This window comes from Okeania sp. SIO2F5, assembly GCF_010692685.1.
Lineage (GTDB): Bacteria > Cyanobacteriota > Cyanobacteriia > Cyanobacteriales > Microcoleaceae > Okeania > Okeania hirsuta.
In genome coordinates, this window is the sequence record NZ_JAAHGU010000155.1 from 1 (window position 1) to 16,411 (window position 16,411).

Here is a 16,411-nt window from a genome sequence, read left to right on the forward strand (position 1 = left end):
GATGGCATTGTTTCCCCCGACGAAAACCTTTTTTTTTCAATCGAGATGATAGACATTTGGGACAGTGGATTGTTTTGAGCTTTCCTTGTGACACTTTAGATTTTACAGCATTCTCCACCCACCAAAGGCGCTTATAGAGATGCAAATACTTATTATTTGGTTGTTTTGCTTGGCGATCGCTCCTATCTTCCTCTACTATGAATAACTAATTTTTCTCTTCTCTTTTTTATGGGAGTTGACCTATCTACTTTTTTGTGATACTTAGGTTGTGATTTTGGTAGATATTAGCCTTTATTTCACTTAGTTCTTTAGCTTTTTGGTGTTCTTTAGTTGAATAAAAAGTCATGTGCATAGGCAAACAGATCCTAAAAATAAAATTTTATCAAAATTTTTGAGCCAAGGCAACAATCCTTCCCATTACCGATTTTTTTTATCAGCTTTAGAGAATGAATGTTTTTGTTGTGGGTTTATAGATAGCGATCGCTTCTAGAATTTTAGATATGATTGATACTTAGAGGATACGAACATGGAAAAATTCATCTGATTTTTCCTGAGCTTCACAAAATGATTTTCGGCGGTCTAGGTTTGGCTAGCTATTTCTATGACAAAAGAGATTATTAGTCTGAAAAAATACTTTTACCGGGTTGAATAAAAAGTCATGCGTAAGGCTAGCAAACCCCAATAATAAAATAGTATCATGGTTATTTAGGGAGTGCAAGGCAAAATCCATCGCCGTTTTTTTTGGAGCTTAATAAAATGATTGTAGGATAACAATAGAAGTAGCGATTGCCACAAGAGAGAAGAAAAAGTGGCAGTAAGATTTTCCCTTGCCAGAGGTTGTTCATTCCCATATACATATTCCATTGAGAGGCTGCACAAAATGATTTTCGTGTAGATTTCTATGACAACATAGACTATACTATATTAGTTACCCTCAAAAAAAATTCATTTTTTGCGTTGAATAAAAAGTCATACATATAGGCGAGCAATCCCTAATAATAAAATAGTATCACGGTTATTTAGGGAGTGCAAGACAAAATCCATCGCCGATTTTTTTTGGAGCTTAATAAAATGATTGTGGGATGAGAGTAGGTAATGTTATAGAAGTAGCGATCGCCACCAGGAGAACAGCAGTGGGAGGAAGATTCTCCCTTGCCAGAGGTTGTTATGTATATCTTTCTGAGCTTCACAAAATGATTTTCGCTATTTTTGGGGAGATGTAAGATAAATCTCTATTTATTTTTTTTGAAGCTTGAGAGAATGATGAGGTAAATAGAGAAAAGCGCATACAAGGATTCTGCCACGGATGTACGGATGGATGAACGAGTTTATTTCTACTTCTGTTGAAATTCCTTTAATAACCAAGGATAAACTTGACCTTGGTTTGTTTGGCAACTGCGCTGAAGTGCTTCTTCTAACAAAGAAATAGCTAAACCAGGCAAAACTTGAGACTGATTAATTTTTCTACTTCCTCCATTGGCAACTGCAAAAGCAATAATTTCTAGATTCTGTACGTCAACTATCCAATATTCAGAGACATTCATTGCTTCATACAACAAACGTTTTTCACCTTTATCATCTAATAGGGAGGTATTAGCAACTTCAATGACTAGGGTTGGTGGAGGATAAATATCTAGATCGATAATAGAAGTTCCCCTTGGAATAACATTTGCATTTTCACCAATGTAACAAGAGACATCGGGTTGAGCTTCTCGAAATCCAGTTTTGATGAATTACTTGTTGAGAATGAATAAATTCCAATACAGGCAATAAACTTTTTAACAACTCTACAACTTGACTTTGATCAAAAGCTCCCGACTCTTCTAATTCCTGTTGTAAATTTTGCCCGTCGATAAATTCTTGTACTAAATACTGTCGATTATCCTGAGTAAAATATGCTAAAAGTTCGGGAATTTGTGGATGTCTACCTAAACCATCTAAACGTTGAGCTTCTTGAGCAAATAATTCCGCAGCTTTTGATAAATATTTAGTTCCTTGTGCTTGAGGAAAAAATTGTTTAATTACACAAAAAGGCTTTGAAGGTTTATATTCATCTACTGCTTGAAAAGTTCTGCCAAAACCTCCTTGCCCGATAATTTTTAGAGGGCGATAACGTTCGTTTAAAACCAATTTTTCACCACACACAGCTTTGACAGAATATTGTTTCTGGTGGGTTAGGTTTTAAACAGTCAGGATTTAAACATTGAGTCATTTCAGTTATCGGTTATCAGTTTTCCAGTGCGACCATCTTGCTCGCCTATTTAATAATAATACCAAACCTGTTAGGAATTGAAATTATGTTCTGGGAATTGAAATTATTTTCTGACAATTTTAATAATATTCTGGCGCACTGGATAGCTCGCACTGGATAGCTCGCACTGGATAGCTCCCATTGGATGGCTCGCACCGTTTGCTGTTATTCTAATTATGAAGAGTTCCCGGTTGATTTATGTATGTACCTCTTTGGCCTGGAAAACCATTTCCCCTGGGAGCATCCTGGGATGGTAAAGGCACCAACTTCGCCATCTTCTCTGAAAATGCTACCAGTATAGAACTTTGCTTATTTGACAAGCAAAACCAAGAAACACGACTCACTCTGACAGAAGTAAGTAACTTTGTCTGGCATGGATATCTACCAGGTATTAGTCCTGGTCAAAAATATGGATTTCGAGTCCATGGTCCCTACGAACCATCCCAAGGTCATCGTTTTAACTCCAATAAATTACTAATTGACCCTTACGCTAAAGCAATTGATGGGGATATCCTCTATGGTCAAGAAATATTTGCCTATTCTTGGGATAATCCAGAAAAAGATTTAGCTTGCACTTTAGATGATGATGCTCATCTGATGCCAAAATCTGTGGTAATTGATGAAAGTTTTGATTGGGAAAACGACAAATTATTAAACATTCCCAACCACGAAACCATAATTTATGAAATTCATCCCAGAGGATTTACTAAACTCCATCCTGATATTCCCGAAAATCTCAGGGGTACTTATGCAGGGTTAGCACATCCAACAGCGATCGCTTATTTCCAATCTTTAGGCATTACAACGGTGGAGTTAATGCCAGTACATCATTTTCTCCGATATCCAGGACATTTGGTTGATAAGGAATTATCTAATTATTGGGGTTATGACTCGATTAATTATTTTGCTCCCTACTGTGGTTATAGTTCTAGCGGTAAAGCAGGGGAGCAAGTTCGAGAATTTAAACAAATGGTCAAAGCATTGCACAATGCTGGTATTGAGGTGATATTGGATGTAGTCTACAACCATACTGGAGAAGGTAATCATCTGGGTCCGACTTTATCTTTCAAAGGTATTGATAATGCTGCCTATTATCGCTTAGTAGAAGATGAACTCCGCTACTATATGGATTTTACTGGTTGTGGTAATTCTCTCAACGTTCGTCACCCCCAGGTATTGAAGTTAATTATGGATAGTCTGCGCTACTGGGTGACGGAAATGCACGTGGATGGTTTTCGATTTGATTTAGCTTCAGCTTTGGCGCGAGAATTATATGACGTAGATACTTTGGCAGCTTTCTTTGATATTGTGCATCAAGACCCGGTTATTTCCAATGTGAAATTAATTGCGGAACCTTGGGATGTGGGAGAAGGTGGTTATCAAGTTGGGAATTTCCCCCTCTTGTGGTCAGAATGGAATGGTAAATATCGAGATGCAGTTAGAGATTTTTGGCGAGGGGAAGAGGAAACATTATCTGAATTTGCCTATCGTTTTACAGGTAGTTCTGACTTATATGCTGCTAATGGTAGATTACCTCATGCGAGTATTAATTTTGTAACTGCCCACGATGGTTTTACTCTCAACGATCTAGTTAGTTATGACGAAAAACATAACGAAGCAAATGGGGAAGATAATAATGATGGAGAAGAATATAATCGTTCTTGGAATTCTGGAGAAGAAGGAGAAACAGACGACCCCGATGTACTAAATATAAGAAACCGTCAAAGGCGTAATTTTTTAGTGACTTTAATGTTATCTCAAGGCGTACCAATGTTATTAGGTGGAGATGAATTTGGGCGGACACAAAATGGTAATAATAATGCTTATTGTCAGGATAATCAAATTTCTTGGTTGGATTGGAATTTACAAGTAGAAAATTCAGATTTATTAGATTTTACTCGACAGTTAATTTATTTCCGTTGTCAACATCCAGTATTTCATAGACGTAAGTGGTTTCAAGGTCGTGCTATTCATGGTTCGGATGTAAATGATATAGGTTGGTATAATCCTGATGGTGGAGAAATGACTGAGGAACAATGGAATATTGATTTTGCTAAAGCTGTTGGTATATTTTTAAACGGAGAGGAAATTCCTGCTAGTGGCGAACGTGGGGAAAGGATTATTGATGATAGTTTTATGATATTTTTTAATGCTCATTATGAGTTGATAGAGTTTACAATTCCTCCTAAGTTTAAAGATATAAATTGGGTGGTTATTGTTGATACGAGTAAGTCTCGTTTTGTGGAGAATGGTAAGCAATATAAAGCTGAGGTTCCTATTCCTGTTATGGAACGTTCAATTGTTGTTTTACGGCGTTTATAAACATTCAGCTATTAGCAGTCAGCTCTCATATTTTTAAGGAATGAAAAATTATTTGTAAGCATTTAGGTATTAGCTATCAGCTCTCAGCTTTTTAATTAATAGGATGCATCTTAGATATTTGTAAAAATACTTTTTTTCTATTGCCTGTTGCCTATTGCTTTTTCCTTAAAAGCAATAAATTTTTGGCTTTGTTCAAAATTTAGATGCACCCAATGAATGAAAAAATCATTCGTTTAATTTTCTGTTCAAATTTGATTCATTATAGGTTATCTGGAATTGGTAATTTATCAAATGATATAAATGATATATAAGTATTGCCACTAACAAATCAATACAGTATGGGAGAAGCAAGAATTCAAGCTTAGGTATTGTATATCTATAGTCTTTTAGGACTAAAGGATAAAGAGTAGATTTTTCTATTCATGTTCAATAAAAAAAAATAATCTGGTACTTCAATAAAATGGCAAAAAACTATCTGAAAGCTTCAGCTAAAGCAGGTCGTGTATTTGCTGGTCCTCTAGCACCTCTTTTTGAAGGTGTTCTTAGTCTCTATGAAGATGAACAAATAGAAAACCGTGAAGCTAAACTAGACGAAATGATTAGCAAAGTAGAAAACGTGAGCCGTGAAACTCTTGAGGAAATATTTGAAGCTAGAACCGATATAAAGGAATTAAGAGAACAATTTATCTTGGGAATGGAAATTTGTTTTTCTGTTCTGGCTAAAAATACGGCGTTATTATCTAGCCCAGATTTAGAAGAAAATCTTCCTTTTTTGATGGAACCATATAGGGAAAAGTTAGAAGCAAGTGGGTTGATTACAGATGAAGTTTTAGCTGATGAACTTTATAAATTTTACGAGAAAGATACCCGACTTTTTTTAGCACATATTTCTGCTGATTTTCCTGTGGGAGAACTTCGTACTAATGAAGCTTTACCAGTTGTTATTTCCAACTTTTTAAGCAGATGTTCTGGTCAGGGATTAAATCAACAAGCTAAAATATTTAATGCTTTAAGTAAAAACAATCCAGGTAGTGAACCTTTAAAGGTAAAAAGCTTGATGCTTCAGGAACAAGTGATTAAGAAAATAGGGGAATGAGAAAATATTTATGGCTAGTTTATTTCAAGAGTTTCTAGAGAAGATTAGACAACGAAGTGGTAAATATGAAGATATTAAAGAGGAAATTATTAAGGATATTTTACAAGTTTATAAAAGGTCTGAATTATTTATAAATACTCTAGAATAAGGGGGCTTTGATATTAGTAAATTGAGGCTAAATGAATCTCTGCGAGTAATTTTATCTTATTTTTTAAGCCTATGTAATGGTCTAAATATAGACGAATTGCATAAAATTTTTAGTAAATTACATCAGAAAAATAAAGGTCTTACCTTATTAAAAGAAATTAGAGATATACTGGAACAAGATAAAAATCAAAAAATTAATATTTCTCCTACATATCCACTACCAGAACTATCAATACTACCAATATCAATTCCTCCTATAGAATTACCTATAGATCGGCAGGTTCCACAAAAACCAGAAGAAACTACTATTTTAGAACCAAATTTCGACCCAGAAATTTATGGTAAATTAGAAGATTTTCTGCAAAAAAAAAAGTGGAAAGAAGCTGATTTAGAAACTATGAGATTAATGATAGAAATTGCTGACAGTATTGAAAGTTCTAATCACGTTCCAAAAAATAGAGATTTGATAACACGGCTAGACAGTGAAGACATACAAAAAATACCTGATGAAGCATTAAAAATCATGGATAAACTTTGGTTTGAATACAGCAACGGTAATTTTGGTTTCAGTGTTAAAGCAAAAATTTGGTGTAAATGTAAAGGCAGGCCAGGAGAATTTAATTTTTCAATTTACAAGAACAAATTTGCAAAATATATCGGTTGGTATGATGGTAGAAAATGGATAGAAAGGTATGATGATTTTAATTTTTCTAGTGAAGCAAAACCAGGACATCTTCCTTCTTTAAGTTTTCCCGATCAAAAAAATTACCAAATCAACCGCATTCGCTGGAAAGAAACTTTTGAAGTTCTCTTACCACGTTTTTTTAATTGTGGATTAATCTAATAAATTAGGGTTCATACCAAAGTTGCTACTCTTAACCCTGAACTTTATGCTCAAATAGAAATACAAGGAAAATGGTCGGATGCACTGGCTCAAACCCAAATTAATTATCCTCAAATTATGATGACTGGTGGTAATAGTGGTTCAGGAGACTCTGCGTCAAATTTATTTAATTTATTGCAAATAGAACATTTAACTGGACTTGCAGGCAACCTTCAACTTAACCAAGGAACATCCACGCCATTACTTTCCAGATCGCCAACAACACATTCTCTTCCCCCAAACTTAGAAAAGAAAAGTTGACCAGCACACTCCGCTGAACTTAAGATTCCAATTGTTCTAGTAGTAGATACATCTAGTTCGATGTCTGGTGAACGTATTGATTCCTTAAATGCTGGAATTGCTGCTTTTAAAAAAGAATTTGAACCAAGTAGCAAAATATCCCAATCTGTGGAATTAGCTATCATAAATTCTAATAGTAATGGGCAAGGAATTCAAAATTTTGTGAATATGGATAAATTTGCCCCATCTCCTTTCAAAGCTGAAGGAGAAACGATGATGGGTGAGGGAATTAATTTAGCATTGCGAAAAATAGACAATTATCAGAATAATTACTAAAGCAATAATATTCAGGACTCTCAAAAACCTTGGTTATTTTATATTATAGGTATACCTCCAACTGACAGCAATTGGCAAACAATGGATAAGGAATGGCAAAAATCAGCGCAGCGTGCGAAAGAAGCGGCAAAGGCAAATAAACTCAATTTTTTTCTAGTCGGTGTTCAGGGAGTAGATATGATTAACCTCAGAGAAATTGCTTCTCCACAAACACAACCTAAGTCGCTCAATGGTTTGAAATTCCCTGAATTCTTCCACTGGCTTGCAGAGAATCTCAACACAGTTTCCAATAGTAAGCCAGGTGCTACTATTTCAATTCTCCCTATTACAGAATCCGCAAAAGATAAAGATTGATTATTAGACACTATTCTCTAGGGGCGAATAGCCATTCGTCCTTACACTGGTCTACCAAAATGAAAACCCTTGTAGTATTATTATCTTGCCTCAAGAGAATTTATAGGTAAGGATGAGCGATCGCCACACATCCTTAACTCTAAATCTACCCAAAACCACTATATATAGTAGTGAAAAACTATAACGTTGCATATATACAGTGTTTAGCCTTTCGACTTTTTTGTTTTACCCGCTGCTGAACTACTTCCGGAGGCGGACCATAATCTCCATTACTGAAATATACTCGCTCTACTATATTTCCCGGTTCTACTTCAATCCACAGACGGGCACCTCCAGCTTGACTTCTATTAGGTTGATGGGGTTGATACACTATCTGGCAAGGCCCATGAATTTTTACAGCGTGGCAATAATCTTTTTTACTTCCTACTTTTACGGCGACTGCTGTATGAGAGGTTCCATGGTCTCGGTTATAATCTATAGTCTTTCGCAGAACATGAATAAAAGTATTAGCTGTGCGTTGATTTTTATTCCAAGTGGGTTCAGGGCCACGACGACCAGGTGTAATTTCTGGCATTCCTCTATGATTTAGAGGAATTTGCCAAAGTCTTTTGACTTTACGCGCACCAATAACACGGCCAGTATTTAGCAGAAAACGCAATCTACCTGTCGAGATATTTAATAGAAAAGCTGCTTCGGTGGTACTCACTAATGAGACAGTCATAACTATAACGTTGTAGTTTTGAAGAATTTAACTAAAATGAAAAGGATAATTTAGATTTTTTTTTAAAAAAGTAATTTGATTTTAAGAGGTTAATAAATTAACAGATAAAAATGTTGTCTAATTTTAGACTACATTATTGTAAAAAATTCAACGTCCTAAGAATCTATAAATCTATGATAATTGGTAGCTATTATTCAGCAGAAAAAAATCAATGCCTATTTACTATTTGGGCACCTCTACGAGAAAAGTTAGCCGTACATATTGTACATCCCCAAGAAAAATTTATTGAACTTCAAAAAGATGAATGGGGATATTGGCAAGGAGAAGCAAAAGACATTGACCCGGAAACTCTCTACTTTTATCAATTAGATGGAGAAACTGACCGACCAGACCCCGCCTCTAACTGGCAACCTCAAGGAGTACATGGTCCTTCAAAAATAGTAGACCATCAACAATTTACCTGGAATGATACTTCTTGGCAAGGTATCCCCTTGGCAGAAATGATTATTTATGAACTTCATGTCGGTACTTTTACCCCCGAAGGAACTTTTGGAGCAATTATTCCCAGATTGCCAGAATTAAAAGATTTAGGCATAAACGTTATAGAAATTATGCCCGTAGCCCAATTTCCAGGCGATCGCAACTGGGGCTACGATGGAGTTTATCTATATGGTGTCCAAGATTCTTATGGTGGGCCGGATGGTCTAAAGCAGCTTGTTAATGCTTGTCATCAAGTAGGCATCTCTGTAATTTTGGACGTTGTTTATAATCATTTTGGTCCAGAGGGAAATTATCTCTGGGATTATGGTCCCTATTTTACGGATAAGTATCATACTCCTTGGGGAAATGCTGTTAATTTTGACGACGCATATAGTAATGAAGTCCGTAATTTTTTTATTGAAAATACTTTGTATTGGTTAGATAAATATCATATTGATGGTTTACGTTTAGATGCTGTTCATGCCATTTATGATATGAGTGCCGAACCTTTTTTACAACAGTTAGCTGCTAGGGTAGAAGAGTTTAGTAAAAATGATGGAAGGAAGCATTATTTAATTGCGGAAAGTGACTTAAATGATGTGCGAGTTTTACGTTCAAAAGAACAAGGAGGGTTTGGTCACGATGCTCAATGGTGCGATGATTTTCACCACTCTCTGCACAGTCTTTTAACAGGAGAAAGTTCTGGATATTATTCTGATTTTAAGAGTATAGAATCTCTGAAAAAATCTTATAAAGAAGGATATGTTTATACGGGAGAATTTTCACCTCATCGCCAGAGAAATCATGGTAATTCAACCCTGGGTTTTGCCGGAGAAAAATTTGTAGTTTGTATTCAAAATCACGACCAAATAGGTAATAGGTTAATTGGAGAAAGATTATCAGCTTTAGTAGATTTTGAAGGACTAAAATTAGCAGCAGGAGCAGTTTTAATTTCACCATTTGTACCGATGTTATTTATGGGAGAAGAATATGGAGAAGAAGCTCCTTTTATGTATTTTGTTAGTCATGGAGATCCTAACTTAGTAGAAGCAGTGAGAAAAGGTAGAGCAGAAGAATTTAAGTCTTTCAATTGGTCTGGAGAAGTGCCCGATCCTCAAGGTGAAAAAGTATTTATGGATTCTAAATTAAATTGGGAAAAATCTAGGGAAGGTAAATATGGAGTTTTACGTTCTTTTTATAAACGATTAATTGAACTACGGAAAAATATTCCAGTATTAGCTAAACTCGATACCTCTCAAATAGAAGTAAAAAGTTTGGCAGATAAAAATGTCCTATTGCTTCACAGGTGGGGACAAAAAAGTAGTGTATTGAGTCTGATGAACTTTGAAAAGCAGCCTGTGAGATTTGAACCTCAACTACCCACAGGAAATTGGCAAAAGCTGATTAATTCCTCAGACCGAGAATGGATGGGAGAAGGTGCTGCTTTACCTAAAAAATTATTATCTGGACAAACCGTGACGATTAATCCTTTAAGCTTTGCTCTTTATGAGACTTGATCGGAGCATTCCCCAGAGAACATACATTAGACCTCTCCTGAAAAGAGGGAGTAGGGAGAAAGAATTGATGATTTTTGCGGGATAATTGATTTTATTTTTGATTATCGTAGATATCTATTTTTAGGTTTAAAAGTTATGATGGCCAACATTACCTATAATTGATGGTAACGACTCAAAATATATTTTATTGACATTAGTCGAGTGTCAGTGAAATTCATTTCTCAATTTTAGTGTATATTGTTGAGTCTTGATTTAATACAATACTTAAAAATTCATGATAAATTTCCCAAAAAACGTTTTTTCTGAGTCTTTTCCAATTTTTCAAAAATTACCTCCTTCCATGACTTCCATAAGGGAAATAAAAGTTTTTAAGTATTTCTCTCGTTGCCTTTACTCTGGTGCTGGAGAAATAGTCGATCTTAGTTCAGGAGTAGCAGGAACAGTATATCCCTTTGCCTTGGAATTATCAAAAAATCAACAAGTATTAGAGAAAAAATCTAGAATTTATGCCTATGATGCTTTTACAACTCCAAAACAAAAAATTGCAGCTAGAGGAGGCAAAATTTATTTCTCAAATACTAGAGAAGTTCAAAAACAAGACTCCTACTTACACATATTTCAAAAAAAACTGTAAGACTTTGATTGACTATGTTAATGTTTGTGATGGAGATATTACTACATTGTCATGGCAACATAAACCCATTGAGATTATTCACATTGATATAGCCAAAAAATTAAAAGTATGGCAACACATTGTCAAAGAAATTTTTCCTCATTTTTGTGTCAATAAAACTATTGTTGTTAATCAATATTTTTATCGTTCAAGACTTCCTTGGTTAATTTATTCTACTGGCATAATCCTGCCCTATATTGAATTTTTATACCATGTGATTGATGGTGTTATATATTTTAAAATAGTTCAATAAAGACCATCATTTATTCTTGGTAAACTCGCAGAAGATAATTTTAGTATTGCTGAGAAGATATATGCAATCAATAAAATTACGGAGGTACTTGATGATTGTATTTTTGTAGGTAATATTAACAAGGATTTAATGAAAGGACTTATGGAGCTAGCAATTCCTTATATTTATTATTATTTTGGCAGCAAACAAACATCTTCTACCTTGGCAGAATCACTCAAGAATAATCATGCTATTGTCAAGCATTACTCGGGGTTCTTTCGGAAATTAGGCGTTTCTCTTCATTGAAGCTTAACTACTATCAAATTTTAATTATATTTGGGCTACATGAAGAATAAATATAAAGTTTAATATCTCAAAAAAATTTATCTGTTAAACGTGAAATTTTGAACTTTTAACGTAAGCATTCAGCAGTCAGCCATCAGCTATTTGTTATTAACTCATGATCATACTAGAGGGGAATTATCCACCAAGGAGAATTAAAATTAATTAATGAAATTGGCTATAACCTAACCTCAATTCTTGCTTGAATATGTTCAAAAGTTGATTGTTGTTTGCGAAGCATAACCTAGGAAATGCTAATAGCTGTTTGCGGAGCATGACCTAGGAAAAGCTTACCTTTTAAGAACTAATTAATCAACACTTATAGCAGTTTTCATGTTTCATAGAATACAGAGATTTTAGCTGAAAGGCAGCGGGAGCTGAAGTTTTGTAGTCAACATGAATGAAAACTGCTATATTTATATCTATATTAACTATGCGAATTCTCATAACGACATTATATAATTTAATCTACTTATAGTTTTGACTTTGGAAGTAGATCAAGTCGTAGTTTTATATTTAGCCAAACTAGGAATTTTTCAGATTTATCCTTTTCCTAAATGTTTGAAAAACAGATATTTATCTGTTAAACGTAAAATTATGAACTTTTAACAGTCAATTAATCACACTTAATTATCTCTATATTAACTATGCGAATTCCCATGACGACCTATAGAATTCAATTTACTCCTAATTTTGGCTTTGATTCAGCTAAAGCTATAGTTCCATATTTAGCGGAACTAGGAATTTCTGATATTTATGCTTCTCCTATATTTAAAGCAAAAACAGGAAGCAACCATGGATATGATGTAGTCAATTCTAATATACTTAATCCTGAATTAGGTGGCAAAGAAAAATTTGCTGAACTAGTCACAGAAATTAACAGTAATCAAATGGGATGGCTACAAGATATTGTGCCTAATCATATGGCATTTAGCAGCCAAAATCATATTCTGGTTGATGTCTTAGAAAATGGTCCTGAATCTCAATATCGTGACTATTTTGATATTGACTGGAATCATCCTTATGAAGGTATCAAAGGTAGAGTTTTAGCACCTTTTTTAGGTAAATTTTATGGAGATTGTTTGGAAAGTGGAGAGTTAAAACTTAATTACGGCCAAAATGGATTAACTGTTAACTATTATGATCATCAATTTCCGATTAGAATTGATTCTTATACTCAAGTTTTAACCTACAATATCGGCAAATTAAGAAATAAATTAGGCAGAAAAAACCAAGATTTTGTTAAATTACAAGGAGTTCTCTATAGCTTAAAATATATTCCTTCTGGAGCTGAGGGGAGAGAAAGGTATGACCAAATTAGCTTCATCAAAGGGATGTTGTGGGAATTATGGAATGAAAATCTACATATTCAAGAATTCGTTGAAGAAAATATAGAGACTTTTAACGGGGTTCCGGGAAAGCCAGAAAGTTTTGACTTATTAGATAAATTATTATCCGAGCAATATTTTCGTCTATCTTTCTGGAAAGTGGGTAATGAAGAATTAAACTACCGACGATTTTTTACAGTAAATGATTTAATTTCAGTCAGAGTAGAAGATGAACAAGTATTTAATACTACCCATGCTCTAATTTTAGAAATGTTAAAAGAGGAAAAATTTACAGGTCTGAGAATCGATCATATTGATGGACTGTACGATCCTGCTCAGTATTTAAACAGACTGAGAGAAAAAGCAAATGCTCCTTATATAGTTGTCGAAAAAATTCTTGAACCTAGCGAAGATTTACCTGTTAATTGGCCGGTTCAAGGAACTACAGGTTATGATTTTTTAAACTATGTTAATGGTATTTTTTGTGACCATTTTAAGGAAGAAGAATTCGACCAAATTTATTCTCGGTTTATTCAAGGTACTTCTAACTATGGGCAGCTAGCTGATCAAAACCAAAGGCTGATTATTAACAAACATTTAGCCGGAGATATTGATAATTTAGCTCACTTACTTAAAGATATTTCTAGTAAATATCGATATGCCAGTGATTTTACTATTTTTGGTTTGAAAGCTGCTTTAGTAGAAGTTATGTCGGTGTTTCCGGTGTATCGGACCTATGTTAGTAAAGAAGGGGTTAGTAAGGCAGATCGAGAATGTATTCAGAGAGTAATTGCTAAAACGAAAGAGAAAATTCCTTTCTTTATCAATGAACTTTTGAATGAATTGAGTTTTATTGAGAAGTTTTTGTTGTTTGAATTTGATGAACATTTAAACCAGGAAGATAAAGATAAATGGCTACATTTTGTGATGCGGTTACAACAATTTACCGGACCTTTAATGGCAAAGGGTGTAGAAGATACTGTTTTATATGTTTATAATCGACTTATTTGTCTCAATGAAGTTGGTTCAACTCCTAGTAAATTTGGAGTTTCAGTTGAAGATTTTCATGGATTTAATCAACATCGTATTGCGTATTGGCCTCATACTATGAGTGGAACTTCTACTCACGATACAAAACGTGGGGAAGATGTCAGAACGCGAATTAATGTACTATCAGAAATTCCTGGAGAATGGGAAAGTTATCTACAGAAATGGCAGGAAATTAATGCTCCTCAAAAAGATTGTGTAGCAGGTTTAGATGTTCCTGCATCTAATGATGAATACTTTTTATATCAGACTTTGTTAGGTGCTTTTCCTGTTGATGAAAGTGAATTTCCAACTTTTGTCGAAAGGATTAAAGAGTATATTATTAAAGCAATTCGAGAAGCAAAAGTTAATACAGGTTGGTTAAGACCGGATGATGATTACGAAAGTTCACTTATTAAGTTTGTAGAACATCTACTTAATAAATCAGAAGATAATGAATTTTTACCAGCTTTCCGACCTCTGCAACGTAAGGTTCAATATTACGGTGTTTTTAATTCTTTATCTCAGGCTTTTTTGAAACTTACTTCTCCTGGAGTTCCTGATATTTATCAAGGTACAGAATTGTGGGATTTGAGTCTTGTTGACCCTGATAACCGTCGTCCCGTTGATTTTGAAAAAAGAGCAGAGTTTCTGAAGGAAATTAAGACAAAAATAGAGTCCGATATTTTAGGATTGATTGAAGAACTTTTGCAAACTCCAGAGACTGGTAAGATTAAAATGTTTTTAATTTACCAAGCTTTACAGGCACGCCGAGAGTATTTGGATTTATTTCAAAGAGGAGATTACCAAAAGTTAATTGTTATGGGTAGTTTGAAAGATCATATAGTTGCTTTCTCGAGAAAATGGGGAGATAGTACAGCGATTATTATAGCTCCCAGATTATTAACTAAGTTGATTCAAGAAGGAGAAAATCCTTTAGGAGAACAAGTATGGCGTGAGACTCGAATATGTTTACCTTCTGGTTCTTCTTTGGTGTGGAAAAATGCAATTACTCAACAAAAACTTAAAGAAGAGAAAGAGGATACTTTATGGATTAGAAATGTACTGAATCATTTTCCTGTAGCATTATTAATTAATGAGCAAGGTGAAACAAATAATGATTCTGAACCAACAGTAGATTCTCAAAATTAAGTATACTTTGATTTTGAATTTTTAATTTTGAGATTTGATCAACATCAAATTTAGCCCGCCAGAAAACTTTTAGAAGGCGGGATTATCGCTGCGCTTGAAGTCAGAAATAGGAACTCAGAAGTCAGAACTTTTTTCTCTGAGAATTTTCGGTAATCATATCTCTATTTCTAGACGGAGAAATAGGGTGATGCGACCCCCGCTATAAATTTCATTTTAGCGGTTGAAAATTATAGCACTAAGTAAGTTGGTATAAATAAACCAAACTATGTAAAGATAAGTAAATATGGATAATATCTCTATTGAGTGAGGAAATTTATACATGGGGGCTCGTTTAAGGGTTTTTCTCACAAGTGAGCAAGACCGAAGTCTACAGAAGTTGAGAACTGCGGACGTACCACAGAAAGTCAAAGACCGAGCAGAAGTGATTAGATTAAATGCACATGGGTGGTATGTAGAAAAAATAGCTGCTCATTTTAATTGGGCTAGACAAACAGTAAGAGAAGTGTTACATAAATGGCAAAAATTTGGCTTACAAGGACTGTGGGAGTCACAAGGTCGGGGTTTAAAACCTAAGTGGACTGAAGGTGATATGAAATTTTTGGAAGAATGCCTCACCAAGGAACCACAGACATACAACAGTCATCAGCTAGCAGAGAAATTAGAAAGCGATCGCGCAATTAAATTGAGTCCTGATAGATTAAGTCGGATACTCAAAAAAAGGGGGTCATTTGGAAGCGGGCCAGAAAAAGTCATAAACAGAAACAAGATCCAAGAGTCAAAGAAATAAAGCAAGCCGACTTAGATCTGTTGCAATTGGCTGCAGCTACAGGAGAAATAGACCTCAAGTACCTAGATGAGTCTGGATTTTGTATGTGGAGCGAGCCGAGTTATACCTACTATTTTAAAGGGGAGCAAAAACGCCTAGAACAGACAAAGCGTCGTGGTCGTAGATTAAGCATTATTGGCTTTCTTCAACCTTTAATCAGTTTCGTTTACGGTTTAGTAATTGGCGGTGTAGACCGCAAGTGTTACATCCGAATGATGGAGCGTGAAGCCCAAGAAACTGCCAAAACTGGGCGTATGAGGATAATTGTTCAGGATAACGGACCAATACATAGATGTCGAGAGGTACAACAATTATGGTCAAAATGGGAAAGCCAGGGCTTGTATATATTCTTTTTACCTAGGGCGTGTCATCAATTAAAAAATTGACAAAATGGGTATTGTATGCTCTAGGTCGATGGCGATCGCTATGCTAATAAAATGACAGAAGCTGCCAAATAAATTCCTCCTAGGGCGTGTCATCAATTA

The 16,411-nt window shown here is 34.8% G+C and carries 15 protein-coding genes and 1 pseudogene; 12 read left to right on the forward strand and 4 right to left on the reverse strand.

Going from position 1 to position 16,411, the window contains the following annotated elements:
• The first annotated feature begins 1,082 nt into the window (after window positions 1-1,082).
• Window positions 1,083-1,223: a hypothetical protein gene (locus F6K27_RS28435; protein WP_161564311.1), complete on the forward strand. Its 141-nt coding sequence runs from the start codon at window positions 1,083-1,085 to the stop codon at window positions 1,221-1,223.
• Between the two features lie 111 nt (window positions 1,224-1,334).
• Here the strand turns inward: F6K27_RS28435 and F6K27_RS28440 are convergent, their stop codons facing one another.
• Window positions 1,335-1,730, reverse strand: a complete 396-nt coding sequence (locus F6K27_RS28440) for a Uma2 family endonuclease (protein WP_124143086.1) — start codon at window positions 1,728-1,730, stop codon at window positions 1,335-1,337.
• Window positions 1,687-2,212, reverse strand: a pseudogene (locus tag F6K27_RS28445) (protein kinase); the annotation flags it as partial. The pseudogene F6K27_RS28445 and the gene F6K27_RS28440, both read right to left, overlap by 44 nt.
• Before the next feature lie 237 nt (window positions 2,213-2,449).
• Between F6K27_RS28445 and glgX the strand changes: the two are divergent.
• The 4 genes from glgX to F6K27_RS28465 all read left to right on the forward strand — a co-directional run bounded on the left by glgX (window position 2,450) and on the right by F6K27_RS28465 (window position 6,660).
• Entirely contained in the window at window positions 2,450-4,573 is a 2,124-nt protein-coding gene (gene glgX, locus F6K27_RS28450) for a glycogen debranching protein GlgX (RefSeq protein WP_287279371.1), read from the forward strand.
• 460 nt (window positions 4,574-5,033) lie between these two features.
• Window positions 5,034-5,669 (forward strand): hypothetical protein, encoded by a 636-nt coding sequence (locus tag F6K27_RS28455; RefSeq protein WP_287279372.1) that lies wholly within the window; start codon window positions 5,034-5,036, stop codon window positions 5,667-5,669.
• Window positions 5,670-5,679: 10 nt separating this feature from the next.
• The gene (locus F6K27_RS28460) at window positions 5,680-5,817 is read left to right on the forward strand and encodes a hypothetical protein (protein ID WP_287279373.1); all 138 of its coding nucleotides are present in this window, start codon (window positions 5,680-5,682) and stop codon (window positions 5,815-5,817) included.
• Window positions 5,818-5,913: 96 nt separating this feature from the next.
• Window positions 5,914-6,660: a GUN4 domain-containing protein gene (locus F6K27_RS28465; RefSeq protein WP_287279374.1), complete on the forward strand. Its 747-nt coding sequence runs from the start codon at window positions 5,914-5,916 to the stop codon at window positions 6,658-6,660.
• 212 nt (window positions 6,661-6,872) lie between these two features.
• On the opposite strand, the gene F6K27_RS28470 is transcribed toward F6K27_RS28465, so the two are convergent.
• Window positions 6,873-7,124, reverse strand: coding sequence for a hypothetical protein (locus F6K27_RS28470; protein ID WP_124143081.1), 252 nt, complete (start codon window positions 7,122-7,124; stop codon window positions 6,873-6,875).
• A gap of 232 nt (window positions 7,125-7,356) precedes the next feature.
• Here F6K27_RS28470 and F6K27_RS28475 point away from each other — a divergent pair, with 232 nt between their 5' ends.
• Entirely contained in the window at window positions 7,357-7,629 is a 273-nt protein-coding gene (locus tag F6K27_RS28475) for a hypothetical protein (RefSeq protein WP_124143080.1), read from the forward strand.
• A 178-nt stretch (window positions 7,630-7,807) separates the two neighbouring features.
• Here F6K27_RS28475 and F6K27_RS28480 read toward each other — a convergent pair whose 3' ends face one another.
• A complete protein-coding gene (locus F6K27_RS28480; RefSeq protein WP_287279375.1) occupies window positions 7,808-8,350 on the reverse strand; it encodes a DNA-binding protein in 543 nt (180 codons plus the stop codon).
• A 173-nt stretch (window positions 8,351-8,523) separates the two neighbouring features.
• Here F6K27_RS28480 and treZ point away from each other — a divergent pair, with 173 nt between their 5' ends.
• The 6 genes from treZ (at window position 8,524) to F6K27_RS28510 (ending at window position 16,312) form a co-directional block, all read left to right on the forward strand.
• Complete coding sequence (treZ, locus tag F6K27_RS28485) at window positions 8,524-10,347, forward strand: malto-oligosyltrehalose trehalohydrolase (protein WP_287279376.1); 1,824 nt, start codon at window positions 8,524-8,526, stop codon at window positions 10,345-10,347.
• 340 nt (window positions 10,348-10,687) lie between these two features.
• On the forward strand, window positions 10,688-10,981 hold the full coding sequence (locus F6K27_RS28490; protein WP_124143077.1) for a hypothetical protein: 294 nt from the start codon (window positions 10,688-10,690) through the stop codon (window positions 10,979-10,981).
• Between the two features lie 4 nt (window positions 10,982-10,985).
• Complete coding sequence (locus F6K27_RS28495; protein WP_287284716.1) at window positions 10,986-11,273, forward strand: hypothetical protein; 288 nt, start codon at window positions 10,986-10,988, stop codon at window positions 11,271-11,273.
• 129 nt (window positions 11,274-11,402) lie between these two features.
• Window positions 11,403-11,558 (forward strand): hypothetical protein, encoded by a 156-nt coding sequence (locus F6K27_RS28500; RefSeq protein WP_287300939.1) that lies wholly within the window; start codon window positions 11,403-11,405, stop codon window positions 11,556-11,558.
• A 683-nt stretch (window positions 11,559-12,241) separates the two neighbouring features.
• The gene (treY, locus tag F6K27_RS28505; RefSeq protein WP_287279378.1) at window positions 12,242-15,100 is read left to right on the forward strand and encodes a malto-oligosyltrehalose synthase; all 2,859 of its coding nucleotides are present in this window, start codon (window positions 12,242-12,244) and stop codon (window positions 15,098-15,100) included.
• A gap of 319 nt (window positions 15,101-15,419) precedes the next feature.
• Window positions 15,420-16,312, forward strand: a protein-coding gene (locus F6K27_RS28510; protein WP_287279379.1) for an IS630 family transposase whose coding sequence is annotated in 2 segments (ribosomal slippage) — window positions 15,420-15,812 and window positions 15,815-16,312 — 891 coding nt in all. Because the reading frame shifts where the segments join, the coding sequence is not laid out codon by codon here.
• Window positions 16,313-16,411 lie beyond the last annotated feature (99 nt).

Coding starts and splice junctions, on each gene's coding strand:
- treZ (WP_287279376.1), top strand. CDS start 8,524: ATGATAATTGGTAGCTATTATTCAGCAGAAAAAAATCAATGCCTATTT.
- F6K27_RS28475 (WP_124143080.1), top strand. CDS start 7,357: ATGGATAAGGAATGGCAAAAATCAGCGCAGCGTGCGAAAGAAGCGGCA.
- F6K27_RS28455 (WP_287279372.1), top strand. CDS start 5,034: ATGGCAAAAAACTATCTGAAAGCTTCAGCTAAAGCAGGTCGTGTATTT.
- F6K27_RS28435 (WP_161564311.1), top strand. CDS start 1,083: ATGAGAGTAGGTAATGTTATAGAAGTAGCGATCGCCACCAGGAGAACA.
- treY (WP_287279378.1), top strand. CDS start 12,242: ATGCGAATTCCCATGACGACCTATAGAATTCAATTTACTCCTAATTTT.
- F6K27_RS28480 (WP_287279375.1), bottom strand. CDS start 8,350: ATGACTGTCTCATTAGTGAGTACCACCGAAGCAGCTTTTCTATTAAAT.
- glgX (WP_287279371.1), top strand. CDS start 2,450: ATGTATGTACCTCTTTGGCCTGGAAAACCATTTCCCCTGGGAGCATCC.
- F6K27_RS28460 (WP_287279373.1), top strand. CDS start 5,680: ATGGCTAGTTTATTTCAAGAGTTTCTAGAGAAGATTAGACAACGAAGT.
- F6K27_RS28470 (WP_124143081.1), bottom strand. CDS start 7,124: ATGATAGCTAATTCCACAGATTGGGATATTTTGCTACTTGGTTCAAAT.
- F6K27_RS28490 (WP_124143077.1), top strand. CDS start 10,688: ATGACTTCCATAAGGGAAATAAAAGTTTTTAAGTATTTCTCTCGTTGC.
- F6K27_RS28500 (WP_287300939.1), top strand. CDS start 11,403: ATGAAAGGACTTATGGAGCTAGCAATTCCTTATATTTATTATTATTTT.